This window comes from Amorphoplanes digitatis (genome assembly GCF_014205335.1).
GTDB classification, from domain to species: domain Bacteria; phylum Actinomycetota; class Actinomycetes; order Mycobacteriales; family Micromonosporaceae; genus Actinoplanes; species Actinoplanes digitatus.
In genome coordinates this window covers 6,037,620-6,054,787 of the sequence record NZ_JACHNH010000001.1, presented here as the reverse complement: position 1 = coordinate 6,054,787, position 17,168 = coordinate 6,037,620, and the positions used below count along the sequence as shown (strand labels likewise).

Here is a 17,168-nt window from a genome sequence, read left to right as displayed (position 1 = left end):
TCATTCCACGCTGACGATGATGGCCGCCCCGCTGCCGGCGAACTCGACCGCGCCGGGCGTGAAGGCCGCGTTGAACTGCCGCAGGACGAAGGACGGCGCGTCGGCGGCCGGAGCGGCCGGCCCGGCCGCGGATGCCGCGCCGAGCATGGCACCGGTGGCGAGTAAGGCGCCGGCCGCGCGCCCGATCGGGTGTGCTGACTTACGCGGGTCAGACATGGTGGATCCCTTCGAAGGTTGAGGAGGACGAGGGTGGCTTCGCCAGCCAGGCGGACAGCTGCTCGCCGAGCGGGTGGCCCAGCTCGTCGAGGATGTTGCGGGCCTTCAGCCAGAGCTTGCGGGCCGCCTGGAGGTCGCCGGTGGTGTGCTGGGTGTTGCCCATGCGCAGGGTGGTGGTGGCGACCTCGTACCGGTCGCCGAGCTCGCGCCACAGCCCGAGCGCCTTCTCGTAGCAGGCCATCGCGGCGTCGCTGTTGCCGAGGTGATGGTTGGCGAAGCCCAGCGTGTTCCATGTGTCGGCCTGGCGCGGCGAGTCACCGAGCCGGCGATGCAGGTCGAGGGACTGGTGGCAGTAGTCGAGGGCCTGCTGGTGGTAGCCGGACCGGCTGTGGAACCAGCCGACCCAGTTGAGCGCGTCCGCCTCGCCGCTCGGCTCGCCGGCCTCCCGGAACAGCTCGAGCGCCAGCTCGGCCCGTTCGAGGCCGGCCACGAAGTCGCCCTGGCGTTCCAGCACCCGGCTGTAGTCGAGGAGCAGGCGGGCCTGCCCCTCCCGGTCGCCGAGCTCGTTCAACAGGTCGAGCGCCTGCTTGGCCTGCCCGTCCGCGTCGGTCAGCAGGCCCTGCTGCAGGCAGGCCAGGCTGAGCAGCCGGTGGGTGAGCGCCTGGCCGGGGACGTCGCCGACCTGTCGGCTCGCCGCCAGCGCGATTCGGAGCACGGTCGCCCAGTCGTGCCACTTGCCCTGGTAGTTCAGGAACGGCGTGATGGTCCAGGCCAGCCGGCTGGCGTGCAGGGGGAAGTCCTCGGCCTCGGCCTGCTCCACCGCGGCGAGCAGGGTGGCGTGCTCGCCCATGAACCAGACCAGCGCCTCGGCGGTCCCGTCGAGCCGTGGCACCACGGTGGCCGGATCGGCCGGCTCCACGTGGATCGGCTCCCGGTACGGATACAGCGTGCGGTCGGCCAGCCAGGCCGTGTGCAGGTAGTGATCGAGCAAGCGGAGCACGGCGGCGCGCCGTTCGGCGGCGCTGTCGATCTCCAGGGTCTGCTCCTTCGCGTACGCCCGGAGCAGGTCGTGGAACCCGAACCGGCCCGGGGTCGCCTCCTCGACCAGGTGCGCGCTGGTCAGCTCGCGCAGCAGGCGCCGGGCCTCGGACACGGTCACGCCGGCGAGGCTGGCCGCGGCGGCGGTCGCGATGTCCGGCCGGCGATGCAGGCCGAGCAGGCGGAACAGCCGGGCGGCGGCCGGACCGAGCCCGCGGTACGACCACGACAGGACCGCCCGGGCGTCGTTCGCCGGGTTCTCGCCGACGAACGCGTCGAGGCCGCCGGCCGCCTCACGCAGATCGGTGGCGAGCGCGGTGAGGCTCTGCTCCGGATAGACGGCCGCCCGGGCCGCCACGATCGCCAGCGCAAGCGGCAACCGGGCGCAGGCGGCCACGATGGCGTCGAACGCGACGGGCTCGGCCGCCACCCGCGCCGCGCCGACCCGGCGGCTGAAGAACTCGCGGGCCTCGCCCGGCGCGAGCAGGTCCAGCGACAGCACGTCGGCGCCGGCGGCCGCCACGCCGGCGAGGCGCCGGCGGCTGGTGACCACGACCGCGCAGCCCGGTGCGCCCGGCAGTAGCGGCCCGATCTGCTCGGAGTCCCGCGCGTTGTCGAGGACAACAAGTATCCGGCGCCCGGCCAGCAGGCTGCGGTAGAGGGCGGCCTGATCCTCCAACCGGGCCGGTACCTGGGCGTTGGGGACCGCGAACGCGTCGAAGAAGCCCCGCAGCGCGTCGCCGGGCTCGACCGCGGAGCCGTGTGCGTCGAAGCCGCGCAGGTTGACGTAGAGCTGACCGTCCGGGAACCGGTCGCTGACCCGGTGCGCCCAGTGCACGGCCAGCGAGGTCTTGCCCACCCCGGCCGTACCGATGATCATGGCGATCGGGGTGGCGTCCTCCCGGCCGAGCAGCTCGTCCAGCCGGGTCAGCTGGCGCTGGCGCCCGGTGAAGTCGGCCATGCCGTGCGGCAGCTGCGCCGGGGTCGGCGGGCGGTGCGCCGGCATGGTCCGTTGGGCCGGCGCCACCGGGGCCGCCGGCGTCGGCGCGTTCAGCTCCGGGTCGCCGTCCAGCAGCCGGCGATGCAGCTGCTGGAGTTCGGCGCTCGGCCCGACACCGAGCTCGGCGTAGAGGTAGTCGTGCGTCTCCCGGAACGCCGCGAGCGCGTCGGCCCGCTGACCGCTGCGGTAGAGCGCCTGCATGAGCAGCCCGCGCAGCCGTTCCCGCAGCGGATGCTCGGCCACCAGCCGGCGCAGCTCGGCGACCAGGTCCCGGTCGTCGCCGAGGGAGAGGTCGATCTCGATGCGGTCCTCGATCGCGCCGATGCGGCGCTCGGCGAGGCGGTCGCGCTCGGCGTCCAGCAGCGGGCCGGTCAGGCCGTCCAGGAGCGGGCCGCGCCACAGTTTCAGGGCGGCGTGCAGCGCCCGGGAGGCGGTCGGCAGGTCACCCGTCGCGCGCGCCGCGCCGGCCCGGGCCAGCTCCCGGTCGAAGTCGGCGAGGTCGAGGCCGCCGTCAGGCAGGATGAGCCGGTAGCCGGCGTCGCTCCAGGTGAGCACGCGGGACTTGCCGTCCGCCGGGCGCACGGGTTCCAGGCTGCGCCGCAGCGCGGAGACGTTCTTCTGCAACAGGTTGACGGCGTAGGCCGGGGGATCCTCGCCCCAGACGGCCTCGATCAACTGCTCGCGGCCGAGGGAGCGGTTCGCGTGCAACGCCAGGGTCCCGAGCACGACCCGCTGCTGCACCGGGCCGAGCCTCCTCGCCTCGTCGCCGCGCCAGGCGAGCAACGGCCCCAGCACCTCCAGCCGGATCCGTATGTCGCACGGATCGGTCACTGCCGGCCCTCCCGATGCATCCGCACTGTTGCTCCCCCGTCGACATGGCGTAACGGAGTATAGGAGGCGGGGGCGAGCCCTTTGATGCGGAACGGGCCGCCACGAGACAGTCGGGAAACCGACAGCCCTCGATCTGCCAATCGCACTATTGACATCGCAGCGGAGCGGCATGGTCAGAAGACCAGGACCGTGTTTTCGTGCTGTAGAAGGCGATCCTCGCAGTGCCAGCGCACGGCCCGGGCGAGCACCGTGCGCTCCACGTCGGCACCGAGCCGGGCCAGCGCGGCGGCGTCGTCGCGGTGCGACGCGCGGACCACGTCCTGCTCGATGATCGGCCCCTCGTCCAGCTCGGCGGTTACGTAGTGTGCGGTCGCGCCGATCAGCTTGACGCCGCGGTCGCGGGCCCGCTGGTAGGGGGCGGCCCCCGGGAAAGAGGGGAGGAAGGAATGGTGGATATTGATGACCGGCACGCCGATCTTGTCGAGGAAGGCGCCGCTGAGGATCTGCATGTAGCGGGCCAGGACCGCCACGTCGCAGCGGCCCTCCAGCAGGTCGGCCAGCTCCGCCTCGGCGGCCGCCTTACCGGCGGCCGGCATCGGCACGTGATGGAACGGCACACCGAACCACTCCACCGTGGAACGCAGGTCGGCGTGGTTGCTCGCCACCATGGTGATCTCCGCCGCGAGCTCACCGCGCCGCTGGCGCCACAGCAGGTCGACGAGGCAGTGGTCGGCGCGGGAGGCCAGCACGGCGATCCGCTTGCGGTGCTGTGAGTCGATGACGCGCCAGGTCATCCGGTACGGCGCGGCGACGGTCAGCCCGAACGCCTCGAGCAGGTCGCGCCGCTCGTCGGGCAGGACGAACTCCATGCGCAGGAAGAACGTCCCGCCCCGCGGGTCGGAGGTGTGCTGATCGGAGCGGACGATGTTGGCGCCGCGTTCGTGCAGGAACCGGGCGACGGCGGCGATGATGCCGGGCCGGTCGGGGCAGGACACGAGCAGGCGCAACGGTGCGGAGCTGGGCACTTCGCCTCTCCCTTCAGATCAGCAGGTCGGATTGGCCGGCGCGGGTGAGTTCCCGCAGCACGTCGAGGACGGGCTGTGGGTCGGCGCTGAGGTAGAAGTGGCCGCCGGGCGCCCAGCGGGTGTCGAGCGGCAGGCTCGTCTCGCCGGCCCAGCCGGCCACCCGCGCGGCGGTCACGTGGTTGTCGGCGACGCCGTTGACCAGCGTGATGCCGACCGGGAGCGGCGTGGCTGCCCGGTAGCGGTAGCCGGCGACCAGCCGGAAGTCGGCCTGCACGCCCGGCAGGAGGAGTTCGTGCAGCTCCTCCGCCGCCACCACCTCGGCCGGCAGGCCGCCGAACGCGCCGACCGCCTCCGCGAACGCGCGGCCCTGCAGGGCCGCGGCCCGGACCACCCGCTCGGAGGGCATCAGCTCCGGCGCCGCGGCTCCGGAGGCGACCAGATGCAGCAGCCGGGGATCGTCGCGGAGCCGGCGGGCGACCTCGAACGCCACGACGGCGCCCAGGCTGTGTCCGAACAGGACGAAAGGCCCGGTGGCGTGCGCCGCGATGGCCTCGGCCGCACCGGCGGCGAACGCGTCGATGGTCGGGGGCGCCTGCTCGGCGTAGCGGTGGCCCCGCCCCGGCATCGTCACGGTCGTCACCTGCGCGGCCGCGGCCAGCGCCGGCTGCCAGCGCAGGTACTCGGCGGTGTTGCCGCCGGCATGGGTGAAGCAGTAGACCCGGGGCAGGCCGGGTGCAGCCTCGGCCGCGCTGCGGAACCAGGCAGCTGAGTTCACGGCGTACTCCTCATGGTCGGTGCCGCCAGGACCGCCTCGGCGATCGTGGCGACGGTGGGTGGTCGCAGGCAGTCGTAGTGCCCGGCGGCGACGTGCAGGCGGCGCACGCCGCCGCCGAAGAGGCGGGCCCAGTCGGTCGTGGAGTCCGGCGAGCCGGCCGCGTGGACCAGCACCGCCGCCGCGGCGAGCGGCCCGGTCGGCCGGTAGCCGGCCAGGGCCGTCGTGTGCGCGACGAACATCGCGTGCCGGCGGGCCAGCTCGCCGGTGAGCGTGGCCCGCTCGGACTCCTCCTCCGCCAGCCGCTCGGCCACCTGTTCCAGCTGGCGGGCCACCGGCGCGGTGGGATCCGGTGCGGTCGGCTCGTGCCCGGCGCTGCGCAGAGCCTCGGCCACGAACAGGGCGGCGAGCCCCTCCTCGGAGTCGGCGTACCGCGCGACGGGCCGGCACGGCGCGTCGATCAGCGCCACCAGCTCCACCTCGCCGCCGCCCCCGGCCAGCCGACGGGCGGTCTCGTACGCCAGCACGCCGCCCATCGACCAGCCGATCAGCCGGTACGGCCCGTCCGGGTGCGCACCCCGGATCAGGCCGGCGTACCGGTCGGCCAGCACGGCGAGATCGGCGACCGGCACGTCGCGCGCCGCCTCGATACCGGACAACCGGTACGTGCCGTCGAGCTCCCGCGCCAGCGCGCCGTACTCGTGGACGGTGCCGCTGACCGCGTGCACCGCGAAGGCGTGCGCGCCCTCGCGGCCCAGCGGGACCACCGGGTCCGCCGCCGTGGAGGCGCGCCCGGACCGGTTCTGCCGGAGCCGGGCGGCCAGGGCCGCCCGCTGCGTCTCGGTCAACATCGTCGTCCTCCCGTCAGCTCAGAACCGCGTCGAGGTCCTCGTCGCCCAGATCGATGTCGTCCAGGCCGAACTTGTCGCGGAGCAGCACGGTGAGCTGCGCCGGCGTCGGCGCCAGGAAGACGGCGGTCACGTCGGCGTCCACTGCCAGGTCGGTCCTGAGCCTCGTGATCAGCCGCATCGCCTGGAGCGAGTTGCCGCCGAGATCGAAGAAGCTGTCCTCGACGCTGACCCGCTCGACCTTGAGCAGGTTCGCGTACATGTCGGTCACGGCCGTCTCGATCAGCGTGCGGGGCGCCACGAACGCGGTGTCCGCCTCGGTGACGTCCGGGTCCGGCAGCGCGGCCCGGTCGATCTTCCCGCTGGCGTTCAGCGGGAACGCGTCGAGCAACAGGATGTGCGTGGGGATCATGTACGCGGGCAGCATCTGGGACAGGTGCTGCCGCAGGTCCGGGATGCTCAGCGCCGGCCCGCCGGGTGCCACCCGCGCGTAGCCGACAAGCTGCTTGTCGCCGGCGGGATCGTCGCGCACCACGACCGCGGCCTGTAGGACCGCATCGTGCGTGGCCATCGCCGTCTCGATCTCGCCGAGCTCGACGCGCAGGCCACGGATCTTGATCTGCCCGTCGATCCGGCCGAGGAAGACCAGGTTGCCGTCGGGCCGGCGGCGGACCAGGTCGCCGGTGCGGTACATGCGGGCGCCCGGCTCGTCGACGAACGGGTCCTTGATGAACTTCTCGGCGGTCAGCTCCGGCCGGTTCAGGTAGCCGCGGGCCACGCCGGGTCCGCCCAGGTGCAGCTCGCCGGCGACACCGACCGGCACCGGATGCAGGTGGCGGTCGAGCACGTACGCCCGGTAGTTGGGCTTGGGCATCCCGATCGGCGGGGCCGCGACGTCCTCGGGACCCAGCTCCATGATGGTCGCGCCGATGGTCGCCTCGGTCGGGCCGTAGCCGTTGCACAGCCGCAGGCCGGGCCGCAGCCAGCTGCGGACCAGCTCGCCGGAGAGCTCCTCGCCGGCGGAGATCAGCACCCGCTGGTCGGGCAGCTCCGCCCCGCTGATCAGGTTGAGGACCGCCGGCGGCAGGCAGGCGAAGGTCACCCGCTCGTCGCGCATCAGGGCGATCAGCCGCGGCGGCGACATGAGCGTCTCCCGGCTGCCGAAGATCGCCGCGCCACCCGAGCCGAGCGCGAGGAACATGTCCATCACCGACACGTCGAAGTTGAGCGACGCGAACTGCAGGAAGCGGTCGTGCTCGTCGAGGCCCCACTGCGCCACCACGCCCTGCACGAAGTTCGAGACCTGCCGGTGCTCGACGATCACGCCCTTGGGACGGCCGGTGGACCCGGAGGTGTAGATCACGTACGCGGCGTTGGCGGGTTCGAGCGCGACGTCCAGGTCGGTGTCGGCGATCTCGCCGTCGTCCGGCCAGTCCCGGGCCGGCACGATGACCGTCGCGCCGAAGTCGCGGCCGCCGTCGTCGGCGAGGATCACCCGGACGTCCGCGTCGTCGATCATGAACTCGAGCCGGTCGGCCGGGTAGTCCGGGTCCAGCGGCACCCACGCGCCGCCGGCCTTGAGGATCGCGAGGATGCCGGCGAATCGCTCGATCGACGGGCGCATGTGCACGCCGACCAGCGACTCCGGGCCGACGCCCGCCGCGCGCAGGCGCCGGGCGCCGCGGTTGGCGGCGGCGTTGAGCTGGGCGTAGGTGAGCGCCCGGCCGTCCATCACCGCGGCCTGCGCGTCCGGCACCCGGGCGGCCTGCCGCTGGACCAGCTCGTGCAGCAGCGCCGGTGCCAGCTCCATGGTGTTCGAGTTCCAGCCGACCAGCTCCTGGTGCAGGTCGTGCTCCGTCAGCACGGGCAGGTCGGACAGCTTCCGGGACGGATCGGCGACGATGCCGCGGACCAGCACCTCCAGCGAGTCGAGCATCCGGGCGACGGTGGCGGCGTCGTAGAGCGCGGTCGCGTACGCCACCTCGACGACCAGGTCGCCGTGCGCCTGCATGAAGAAGTTCAGGTCGAACTTGGCGGTCGGCGCGTCGATCGGCTCGACGGAGACGGTGACGCCGCTGGCCTCGATGCGGTCCGGCTCGTCCTCGTTGATCGTGAAGCCGATCTGGAACAGCGGCGCCCGGCTGGCGTCCCGCTCCACCTTCAGCGCCTCGACCAGCCGGGGGAACGGCAGTTCCTGATGCGCGTACGCGCCGAGGACGGTCTCCTTGACCCGGCCAAGCAGCTCGGTGAAGGTCGGATCGCCGGAGGTGTCGGTGCGGATCGGCAGCGTGTTCACCAGGTAGCCGATCAGCGGCACCAGCTCGCTGCGGCCGCGGTTGGCGCTGGCGGTGCCCACCACGATGTCGTCCTGGCCGCTGTAGCGGTGCAGCAGCACCTGCAACGCGCTGAGCAGCGTCACGAACGTGGTGGTGCCCTCGGCCCGGCCCAGCTCCCGGAGCCCGGCGAGCACGTCGGCGCCCATCGCCTTGCGGGCGATCGCCCCGTCGAAGGACTGGAGCACCGGCCGGGGCCGGTCGGTCGGCAGCTGCACGGAGGCGGCGCCGTGCAGCGCCTCCTTCCAGTACGCCACCAGCTCGTCGACGCCCGCGCCGTCCAGCCGGCCGCGCTCCCACAGGGCGTAGTCGGCGAACTGGATCGGCAGCTCCGGCAGGCCGGCGGGCGCGCCGGCGACCTCGGCGGCGTACAGCGCGGCCAGCTCACGGACGCAGACGGCGAAGGACCAGCCGTCGAACGCGCTGTGGTGGACGTTGAGGTGCAGGGCGTGGCGGCGCGGCGCCAGGCGGACCAGCTCGGTCCGGATCAGCGGACCCTTCGCCAGGTCGAACGGCAGCAGCCCGAAGGCGACCGCCTCGGCGGCGAACGCGGCCTGACGCTCCGCCTCGGACAGCCCGGAGAGGTCGCGCACGGTCAGGGTGACCGGGTCCGGCGGCGCGTCGACGACCTGCACCGGCCGGCCGTCTACGGTGTCGATCCGGGTGCGCAGGATCTCGTGCCGGGCGACGAGGGCGTCGAAGGCCCGGCCCAGCGCGTCGGTGTCGAGGTCACCGTCGAGGTTCAGGGTGCCGGCGACGTTGTAGGTGGGCAGCCCCGGCGCGAACTGGTCGATGAACCACAGCTGTTCCTGACCGCTGGAGAGCGGCAGCTCGGCGAGGTTCGGGTCGCGGCGCGGGATCGTGGTCGTGCCGCGCCCCTGGCGCAGGCGGGCGGCCAGGGCCGCGCGCTGGGAGTCGGACAGCATCAGCTTTCTCCTCTTGAAGGGTGGGTCAGGCCGCGGGGACGGGAGTCGGTTCGGCGGGGGCGGGCGCGACCAGCGGGTCGTCCGGCCCGCTCGGCAGCGTCGGCAGCCGGAAGACGGGGGAGAAGAACGTCCAGGCGATCGGGGCGGTCAGCAGCACCACCGTGATCACCATGGCCGGGCGCAGGCCCAGGTACTGCGCGAGCGAGCCGCCGAGCAGCGCACCCAGCGGGATCGTGCCGAACAGCACCATCCGGTAGCTCGCGTTCATCCGGGCCAGCAGCCGGTTCGGGGTGACCACCTGGCGCAGCGAGACGGTGTTGATGTTGTAGATCATCAGCATGAAGCCGGCCGTGCCGTACGCGCCGGTGAGCAGCGCGACCGAGACGACGTCGCTGCCCCGCGCGAGCAGGAACGTCAGCGGTGCCAGCCCGGCGACGATGGTGGCCAGGCGCAGCGATCGGCCGTAGCCGACGGCGCGGGTGATCCGGGTGGCCAGCAGCCCGCCGGCCAGCGCGCCGAGCGACCCGATGCCCAGCACCAGCCCGAGCTCCCCGGCGGTGAGGCCGAGATAGCGCACGGTGTAGATCACGAAGACCGTCATCATGGCGTTCTGCGCGAGGTTGAACGTGGCGGACTGACTGAGCAGGTTGCGCAGCACCCGGTTGCCGAACACGGCGTGCAGGCCTTCGGCGATGGACGCCCGCACGGTGGGCCGGTCCGCCGCCGCCTGCGGCTCGGGCTCGCGGACGGTCAGCAGCAACAGCATGACGACGCTGAAGGCGTACGAGGCCGCGTTGACGCTCAGCGTGAGCGGAGCACCCATCGCGGTGACCAGGAAGCCGCCGACGCCGGGTCCCACGATCATGGCCGCCGAGAACGACGTCTGTAGCCGGCCGTTGGCGTCGGGCAGCTGCGGGCGGTCGACCAGGTTCGGCACCAGCGACAGCGAGCCGACGTCGAAGATCACGGTGAACGTGCCCAGCACCAGCGCGACGGCGCCGAGTGTCCACATGGTCAGGCCGCCGAGGGTCGCCAGCAGCGGCACGAGCCCGATGCAGGCGGCCCGGACGACGTTGCTGCCGATGAGGACCGGCAGCCGGCGGCGCCGGTCGAGCCAGATGCCGGCGAACAGCGACACGATCACGATCGGGACGTAGCGCAGCGCGTTGAGCACGCCGACCTCGAACGCCGAGGCGCCCAGGGTGAGCACGGCGACGAGCGGCAGCACGAAGCGGGTCACCTCGGAGCCGAACAGCGACACCGTCTCCCCGATCCAGAATTTACGGAAGTCCGGGTTGCGCAGGGCGCCCGGCACGGCTTCGGCCATCAGATCTCTCCGGTTCGGTCAGGAGTGCTCAGCGCGCAGTCGAGGCCCCGACCGCGCAGGAACGTGAGGCCGCGCCCGGCCGCGGCCGGGTCAGCGAGCGCCCGGTGCAGGCCGGCCGGGGTGGACCCGGCGAGGATCTCGAGGACGCCGTAGGCGAGCGGCAGGGACACGGTCCGGGCCATCGCCGTCTCGTGCTCGTCGCCGACGGCGTCGAGCAGGTAGCGCCCGGACCAGCTCCCGGAGCCGGTCGTGACGTCCAGCTCGACCGCGAGCACCACCCGATCGCGGTCGCCGGGACGCATCGGATAGCGGGCGGCGAGCTCGGTGGCCAGGGCGTCCAGGTCGGCGGGGCCGCCGTCGCGGACGACGGCGAACACGTCGCGCCAGGCCTCGCGCCAGCCGCCGAGGCGCAGGGTGCCCCGCACGAACGTCTCCGGCCGCCAGCCGTCCGGGAAGTCGTACTGGGCCACGAACGGCACGCTGTCGCGGTTGGGATAGACCTCGAACACCTCGCCGTCCAGGTCGTACTCCGTGACCGCCTCCCAGGGACGCTCGACCGTGCGCGGCTCGCCCTTCTCGATCGAGCGCGCGGGGGAGCCCAGCGCCGACAGCACGCCCCGCGGTGCCCAGCTGAACCGGTAGCGGAAGTCGTTGGGCTCGGCCGGCACGCCGCCGCAGAAGGACGTGAACCGTACGGAAGCCGGGCCGTCGCCGACCGCCTTGCGGGCGCGCGCCACCAGGTCGTGCGCGAACAGGTGGTCGATGCCCGGGTCCAGGCCCGCCTCGGTGAGCACCACCAGCCCGCCCGCGCGGGCCGGGCCGTCGGCGGCGGCGAGCTCGGGCGAGACGTAGCTGGTGCAGGCGAAGTGGGCACCCCGGTCGAGGCAGAGCCGCAGCAACGCGGCGTGCTCGGTGGCCGGCAGCATGGAGATCACGACATCGCCGGGTCCGACCGCGACCGGCAGCCCGGCGATGTCCGCGGCGGCCACCCGCCCGGACAGGCCGAGGTCGGCGAGGCGGCGCTCGGCCTTGGCGACGCTACGGCCCCACAGCGTCACCCGCCGCGCGGCGCCGGCCAGCTCGGCCAGGCCGCTGCCGGAGGACAGGCCCGTTCCGGCCCAGTGCACGTTGCCGCTGGCGGCGATCGGCTCAGACATCGGCGGTCCTCGAGGCGACGGCGAGCCGGAACTCGCCGGCGGCGCGCTCCCAGACCGGGTCGGCGGGGTCGTCGAGCCGGGCCAGCAGCGGGGTGAGCTGTGCGGAGAAGGCGATGCTCGCCTCCGCCGGCAGCAGCGAAGGCAGGTTGTCGATCGCGATCAGATCCAGCGGTTGCTCGCCGCCGCGCAGCCGGACCACCGGCTCCGGCCACGACGTGACCCGCTGATAGATCGGCAGCGTGTTGCAGTCGGAGGTGACGTCGCAGGTGACGTCGCAGATCAGCGACAGCCGGCGCGGGCTGTCGAGGTCGAGGTGGGTGACGAACGGCGGCACCGGCTCGTGCACCAGCACCGTGTTGATCAGCACGTCGTGGTCGAGCAGCGCCGCCTTGTCCAGCGCGCGGGTCTCGGCGAGATCCCAGCAGGTGGCGCCGAGGCCCGCCGCGGCAAGGGCGTCCTGCGCGCCCTGGCCGCAGCGGCCCTGCGCGCCGATGACCAGTACCCGGGGGACCGGGTCACCGGGCCTCGGCGCCAGGGCCGCGGCGAGCTCATCCTTCGTGTACGGGTGCAGCGGCGTCGTCAGCCGCCCGCGGTGCCGCAGGATCGTCAGCGCGGCGCCCAGATATCCGGCCCAGTAGCCGAACGAGGCCAGCCGCCGGCCGGACTCGTCGGTCAGGTACTCGGCGTCCAGCAGCATCCCGCCGCCGGCCGCGAACCGGCGCAGCAGCTCGGGGGCGCCCTCCTGGTTCTTGTAGGCGTGGCCGAAGTAGACGTGCCGGTGCCGCAGGGCGGCCGGCAGCACGGGAAGCTCCTTGAGCCCCACGACGACCACGTCGTCGGGTGCGTCGAACCAGCCGGCGGCCGGCACGATCCGGCAGCCGGCCGCGCGGTACCGCTCGATCTCGTCGACCCGCTGCGGCGACTCCTCGACGGTGACGGTCGCGCCGCCGCGGACGAGGCGCTCCGCGTCGACCGCGGTGATGGCGGTCCGGCGTTCGGTCTGCCGGGTCTCGTGTCGTAACCATAGGTGGGGCAAGGTGGGCTCCTTCGGCGATGGCGGACGGCTAGAACGCGGGAATCCGCGCGTTCGCCAATGGCAGGTAGGTAACCGGTCCGGCGGCGGCCGGTGCGATACCGGCGGACAGCAGAGCGTCGACGACCGCGGCGGCGATCGTGGTGGCGATCAGCCGGCCGGGGCATCCGTGCGCCCCCGCGCCGAACGTGAACACCGCGGGATCGCTGCGGTCGGTGCGGAACTCGGCGGGCGCCTCGTTGACGGCCGGGTCCCGGTTGGCCGCGGCCAGCACGACCAGGATCGCGTCGCCGGCGGCCAGCTCGGTGCCGGCGACCACGACCGGTTCGGCCGCGAAGCGCCGCGTGTTCTGGATGGGCGCGTCGTGGCGTGCGACCTCGGCGACGACGGCCCGGGTCGGGGCGGACCCCCGCAGCGAGGCGTCTCGGGCGAGGGCGACCAGCGTGTTGCCGATCAGCCCCGCGGTGGCGTCGAAGGTCTGCGACAGCAGCCCGAGGCCGTTGGCGAGCACCGCCGCCGGCTCGGCGTCCGGGCCGGCCGCGCGGACCAGCTCGGCAAGCAGCCCGTCGCCGCGGGCGTCGAGCGCCGGGCCGAGCAGGTCGCGCAGCGCGGCGGCGGCCGTTGCCGCCCGGGCGTTCTGCTCCGGCGTCGCGGTGGCCGGAATGCACTGCACGAAGTCGGCGATCAGCGTGCTCGCCTCGTCGGCGGCCGGGTCGTCCAGTCCGCTGAGGACCGCCACCACCTGGGCGGGCACCGCGAACATGAAGTCGCGCGGCGACGCCTGCTGCTTGATCGCGTACGCGGTGCGCTCGGCGGTCAGCGCGGCGACCCGGTCCGCGTCGGCCGTGGTGAGCGCCGCGACGACGGCCCGCTTCAGGCGCTGCTGCGGCTCGCCGTCGGTCATCCGGACCAGCCGGCCGAACACGTCCCCGGCGGGTGTGCCGACGATGCCCGGCGGTACCGGCGCCGCCGGCGGGCGTACCCGAAGGGCGGGTTCGCCGAGCACCGCCGTGACGGACGCGGCATCCGCGGCCACCCACAGGCCCAGGTCCTCGTCGCGGCCGAACGGGCGGTCGGCGACCAGGGCGGCGTAGTACGGGTACGGATCGGCGGCGGTCACCGCGGTGATGGGGTTCAGGTCGGGCACGGTGGGTCCTCTCACGACTCACGGTCAACGTCGAAGATCGCGCCGCATTGCTGAGCGCGTCGCAGGTCCAACGAGCCGGCGATGACGTCGCGCTGGACCTCCGAGGCACCCTCATAGATGCGGAGCGATCGGATCTGACGGTAGAGGCGTTCCGTGATGGTGTCAGCGACGAGGCCCGCGGCGCCGAACATCTGCACGCAGTCGTCGACGACGGACTGCGCGGCCTCGGTGGCGTAGAGCTTGGCGATCGCCGAGTGCTTCTGGTAGCGCGATTCCCGGTCGGCCTCCCAGGCGGCGCGGGCCACGAGCAGGCCCGCAGCGTTCAGGCGTACGTCCATGTCGGCCAGGGCCGCGCGGACCGTGCCCAGGTCGCTGAGCCGGCTGCCATAGATCGCCCGGCTCCGGGTGTGCCGCAGGGCGCTGTGCGCGGCCCGGCGCGCGAACCCGACGGCGGCGGCGCCGACCGTCATCCGGAACCGGTCGAGCACCTCAAGGGCGATCGCGAACCCGCCGCCGGAGCGGCCCAGCAGCGCGTCCGCGCCCAGCCGCACCCCGTCCAGGTGCAGGTGACCGAAGGCGCGCGGTGCGACCAGGTCCGCGGGCTCGATCCGGACGCCCGGCGTGTCCGCCGGGACGAGGAACATGCTGAGCCCCAGCGCGGCGGCGCCCTCACCGGTGCGGGCCAGGACCGCGTACACGTCGGCGGTGCCGGCGTTGGCGATCCACGCCTTGACCCCGTCGAGGACGAAGCCGTCACCCTCGCGGGTCGCCCGGGTCGCGGCGGCGGCCAGGTCGGAGCCCGCCTGCGGCTCGGAGACGGCGAACGCGCCCTGGAGCGTGCCGGCCGCGAGCCCGGGCAGGAACCGCTCGCGCTGCGCGGGCGAGCCGTGCCGCAGGATCGGTGTCGCCGACAGGGCCTGGATCGAGAACGCGAAGTCGGCCAGGTCGTCGGCGTAGGCGAGGGCCTCGCGGGCCAGGCACAGCGACCGGAGGTCACCGTCCGTGCCCGGCGCGGCCGGGTGCAGGAACGCCAGCAGGCCGGCGTCGCCGAGCTCCCGCAGCACGGTACGGCCGTGCTCGGCGGGCGGGCTCGGCAGGGGCCGCCGCCACAGTTCGGCGTGCCGGGCGGTCCAGGCGGTGACCCGCTCGGCCAGCTCGGCGTGGCGGTCCTCATAGAACGGCAGCCCCAGCATCGCCGGGTCGAGGCCGGCCAGGGTCGGTCGTTCGGTGCTCAGCAGTGAGCCTTTTTCCACGTGGCCCGGGCGGCAGCTCCCGGCGGATGTCGACGGCCCGGATACCTCTGGCCCGAGGCCAGGTTGAAGATCGCTCATAGTCATCAGATCGTCATCTCCGCGGTGGCGGCCGGTGCGCTCATCGCCCGGACCAGGTTCGCCTCGACGAAGTACGCGAACGAGGCGTAGCCGCGCCAGATCCGCCGCCACTCGGGCGCCACCGCGTCGGCGCCGACCGTGCGCGCCACCTCGTCGAGGTAGCCGACGATGATCTCCGCCGACTGTCGTGCGTGCCCGGCCGAGAAGTTGTCGATCGACAGGTGCGCCTCCTCGTAGACCGGGTCGAAGCCGTGATGCCGGAGCTTCTGCATCTCGTGCAGGCGCATCTCGCCGAGGCCGAACATCTCGATGCCCAGGTTGTAGCCGAGGATCTCCGGATAGAAGGTGTCCGGGAACAGCGCGAGGCTCAGCTGGTGGATCGAGAAGCCGTACAGGTGGTCGGGCAGGTCGCCCTGGTCCAGGAAGGCGTCGTCGCGGATGTGCGGTACGTCGATGTCCATGCTCTTCAGCACCTGCACGATGAGCGTGATGTGGTTCTTGCGGACGTCGCCGCGGCCCATCTCGTCGGCGTAGATCGACGCCAGCATGCCGTCGCTGATCCGGTGGTAGCGGCCGACGTTGCCGATCCGGTGTGCCCACGCGCCGTCGATGAGGCTGCCGAGGGCGAACGTCTTCTGGCCGAAGATGACCTCGTCCCGGTCCGGGATCTCGGTCAGCGGACGGAACGGGTCGACGAGCTTCTTCCAGTAGACCTGCTCGACCCGTTCGAGCAGCGCCTCGGGTGTGTAGTCGAACCAGCTCGCGTCGGTGAGCCGGCCGCCGGCGCCGAACGTGAACAGCAGCTCCGCCGCGGCCAGGTTCGCGGCCGCGTGGTCGCGGGCGATCGGCAGCGTGTTCGGGTACGACTCGATGTTGACGAGCCGGTGGAACAGCGCCCGGTCGTCGGCCGGCGCGGCGACCGCGTAGACGACGTCGGTCGGCTCGCTCGCGCTCAGCGCGGCCGCCCAGCGGGCCGCGGCCCGGTCACCGAGCCGGTTTACCGGCGGATCCGTGTCGGGCAGCGATCCCGCCTGTGCGGCCTGCGCCCAGGCCTTGAAGACGGCGGCCTCCCGCTCGTCGAAGATGCCGAACATCGGGCCGCCGAACTTGATGGCGCGCATGAACCGGCTGTCGCCGCCGCGGATCGCCTTGAGCTGCCGCGAGTTGCGCATCATCCGGACGAAGGCGCCCAGGTCCAGCTCCGGGTCGTCCAGCATGTCCGACAGCTTGCGCCCGGCGACGCGTACCTCGCCGTGCTGGCGGCCGGCGAAGCGGGCGTGCCGGCCGATGATCTCGCAGACCTTGCCCTCCAGCGGCAGCTCCGCGTACCAGCGGGCGGTCGACTCGAGCAGCTCCACGTGCTCGCGTTCCAGCGCGACGACGAGGTCGGCGGCGGCGAGCGTCCGCCGCCAGTCGGCCGGTCCGGCCGTCGTCGCGTATTCGAGCAGAACCTCGCCCAGCTCGGCGGCGCCGAGCACGCTCGCGCGGCCCAGCAGCAGGTCGTCGACGCCGAGCAGGTGATGGGCCACGTGCGCGCCGGTGGTCTCGGGCAGGAAGCTGGCCGACAGCCGGGACAGCGAGAGCTGGAACAGCCCGTGCAGCGCGGTCAGCTCCCGGGCCCGGGCCTGGACGAGGAAGTCGACGGCGTCGACCGCGGGCAGGTAGACACCGGCCTCCTCGAGGGCCCGGCGCCGCTGGTGGTGGATGCCGCGCTGGTGGTTGCCCTCACCGTGCAGCACGAAGTGCTGGCCGAAGAGCCGGTTCACGATCACCGCGGGCTGGGTGGCCGGCTGCGACAGCGTGTCCAGCCAGCAGCCGCCGATCAGGGCGAGCGGGGCGCGCTGGCGCAGCACGGCGTCGCGTACCTCGGTGTCCTCGATGGCCGCGAGCGCCCGCAGCCGGGGCGCGAGATCCTCGCGGACCTCCAGGATCCGGGCGGTGAGCGCCGCCGCGTCCTCGGCCGGGCCGTGCGGCGCGGCCGGCTCGCCGAGGAAGGCCGCGATGACGCGGCGGGCGACCAGCAGGCCGACCTGGCTCTCCTGGTCGCGCAGCAGCCGGTGCAGCGCCTCGGCGGGGCGACCGGCGAGGATCGCGCTCGCCGCCGCCGCGGCGGACGGGTCGAACTCGAACGTGCGAGCCGGCAGTGACGTGATCCTGTCCGGCAGTTCGAAGGCGGGCACTGGG

At 73.5% G+C, this 17,168-nt stretch carries 12 protein-coding genes; all 12 read right to left on the bottom strand.

The window, feature by feature from the left end; all coding sequences use genetic code 11:
• Positions 1 to 216, bottom strand: coding sequence for a hypothetical protein (locus tag BJ971_RS26600; RefSeq protein WP_184995931.1), 216 nt, complete (start codon positions 214 to 216; stop codon positions 1 to 3).
• Positions 209 to 3,085 (bottom strand): AfsR/SARP family transcriptional regulator, encoded by a 2,877-nt coding sequence (locus BJ971_RS26595; RefSeq protein ID WP_203709096.1) that lies wholly within the window; start codon positions 3,083 to 3,085, stop codon positions 209 to 211. Before BJ971_RS26595 ends, BJ971_RS26600 begins: the two co-directional genes overlap by 8 nt.
• A 173-nt stretch (positions 3,086 to 3,258) precedes the next feature.
• On the bottom strand, positions 3,259 to 4,110 hold the full coding sequence (purU, locus tag BJ971_RS26590) for a formyltetrahydrofolate deformylase (RefSeq protein WP_184995929.1): 852 nt from the start codon (positions 4,108 to 4,110) through the stop codon (positions 3,259 to 3,261).
• A gap of 13 nt (positions 4,111 to 4,123) precedes the next feature.
• Positions 4,124 to 4,885, bottom strand: coding sequence for a thioesterase II family protein (locus BJ971_RS26585; RefSeq protein WP_184995928.1), 762 nt, complete (start codon positions 4,883 to 4,885; stop codon positions 4,124 to 4,126).
• A complete protein-coding gene (locus BJ971_RS26580; RefSeq protein WP_184995927.1) occupies positions 4,882 to 5,733 on the bottom strand; it encodes a thioesterase domain-containing protein in 852 nt (283 codons plus the stop codon). The genes BJ971_RS26585 and BJ971_RS26580 overlap by 4 nt, the downstream gene beginning before the upstream one ends.
• A gap of 13 nt (positions 5,734 to 5,746) precedes the next feature.
• Complete coding sequence (locus BJ971_RS26575; RefSeq protein WP_184995926.1) at positions 5,747 to 8,989, bottom strand: non-ribosomal peptide synthetase; 3,243 nt, start codon at positions 8,987 to 8,989, stop codon at positions 5,747 to 5,749.
• 25 nt (positions 8,990 to 9,014) lie between these two features.
• Positions 9,015 to 10,316, bottom strand: a complete 1,302-nt coding sequence (locus BJ971_RS26570; protein WP_184995925.1) for an MFS transporter — start codon at positions 10,314 to 10,316, stop codon at positions 9,015 to 9,017.
• Complete coding sequence (locus BJ971_RS26565; RefSeq protein ID WP_184995924.1) at positions 10,316 to 11,473, bottom strand: saccharopine dehydrogenase family protein; 1,158 nt, start codon at positions 11,471 to 11,473, stop codon at positions 10,316 to 10,318. The genes BJ971_RS26570 and BJ971_RS26565 overlap by 1 nt, the downstream gene beginning before the upstream one ends.
• Entirely contained in the window at positions 11,466 to 12,509 is a 1,044-nt protein-coding gene (locus BJ971_RS26560) for a saccharopine dehydrogenase (protein ID WP_184995923.1), read from the bottom strand. The genes BJ971_RS26565 and BJ971_RS26560 overlap by 8 nt, the downstream gene beginning before the upstream one ends.
• 28 nt (positions 12,510 to 12,537) lie before the next feature.
• The gene (locus tag BJ971_RS26555) at positions 12,538 to 13,653 is read right to left on the bottom strand and encodes a cytochrome P450 (RefSeq protein WP_184995922.1); all 1,116 of its coding nucleotides are present in this window, start codon (positions 13,651 to 13,653) and stop codon (positions 12,538 to 12,540) included.
• Positions 13,654 to 13,664: 11 nt separating this feature from the next.
• Positions 13,665 to 14,906 carry an acyl-CoA dehydrogenase family protein gene (locus tag BJ971_RS26550; RefSeq protein WP_239087145.1) on the bottom strand — a complete coding sequence of 414 codons (1,242 nt, stop codon included), beginning with the start codon at positions 14,904 to 14,906 and terminating at the stop codon, positions 13,665 to 13,667.
• An 83-nt stretch (positions 14,907 to 14,989) separates the two neighbouring features.
• Positions 14,990 to 17,164, bottom strand: coding sequence for an iron-containing redox enzyme family protein (locus BJ971_RS26545; RefSeq protein ID WP_203709097.1), 2,175 nt, complete (start codon positions 17,162 to 17,164; stop codon positions 14,990 to 14,992).
• Positions 17,165 to 17,168 lie beyond the last annotated feature (4 nt).

Coding starts and splice junctions, on each gene's coding strand:
- BJ971_RS26570 (WP_184995925.1), bottom strand. CDS start 10,316: ATGGCCGAAGCCGTGCCGGGCGCCCTGCGCAACCCGGACTTCCGTAAA.
- BJ971_RS26575 (WP_184995926.1), bottom strand. CDS start 8,989: ATGCTGTCCGACTCCCAGCGCGCGGCCCTGGCCGCCCGCCTGCGCCAG.
- BJ971_RS26600 (WP_184995931.1), bottom strand. CDS start 216: ATGTCTGACCCGCGTAAGTCAGCACACCCGATCGGGCGCGCGGCCGGC.
- BJ971_RS26565 (WP_184995924.1), bottom strand. CDS start 11,473: ATGTCTGAGCCGATCGCCGCCAGCGGCAACGTGCACTGGGCCGGAACG.
- BJ971_RS26580 (WP_184995927.1), bottom strand. CDS start 5,733: ATGTTGACCGAGACGCAGCGGGCGGCCCTGGCCGCCCGGCTCCGGCAG.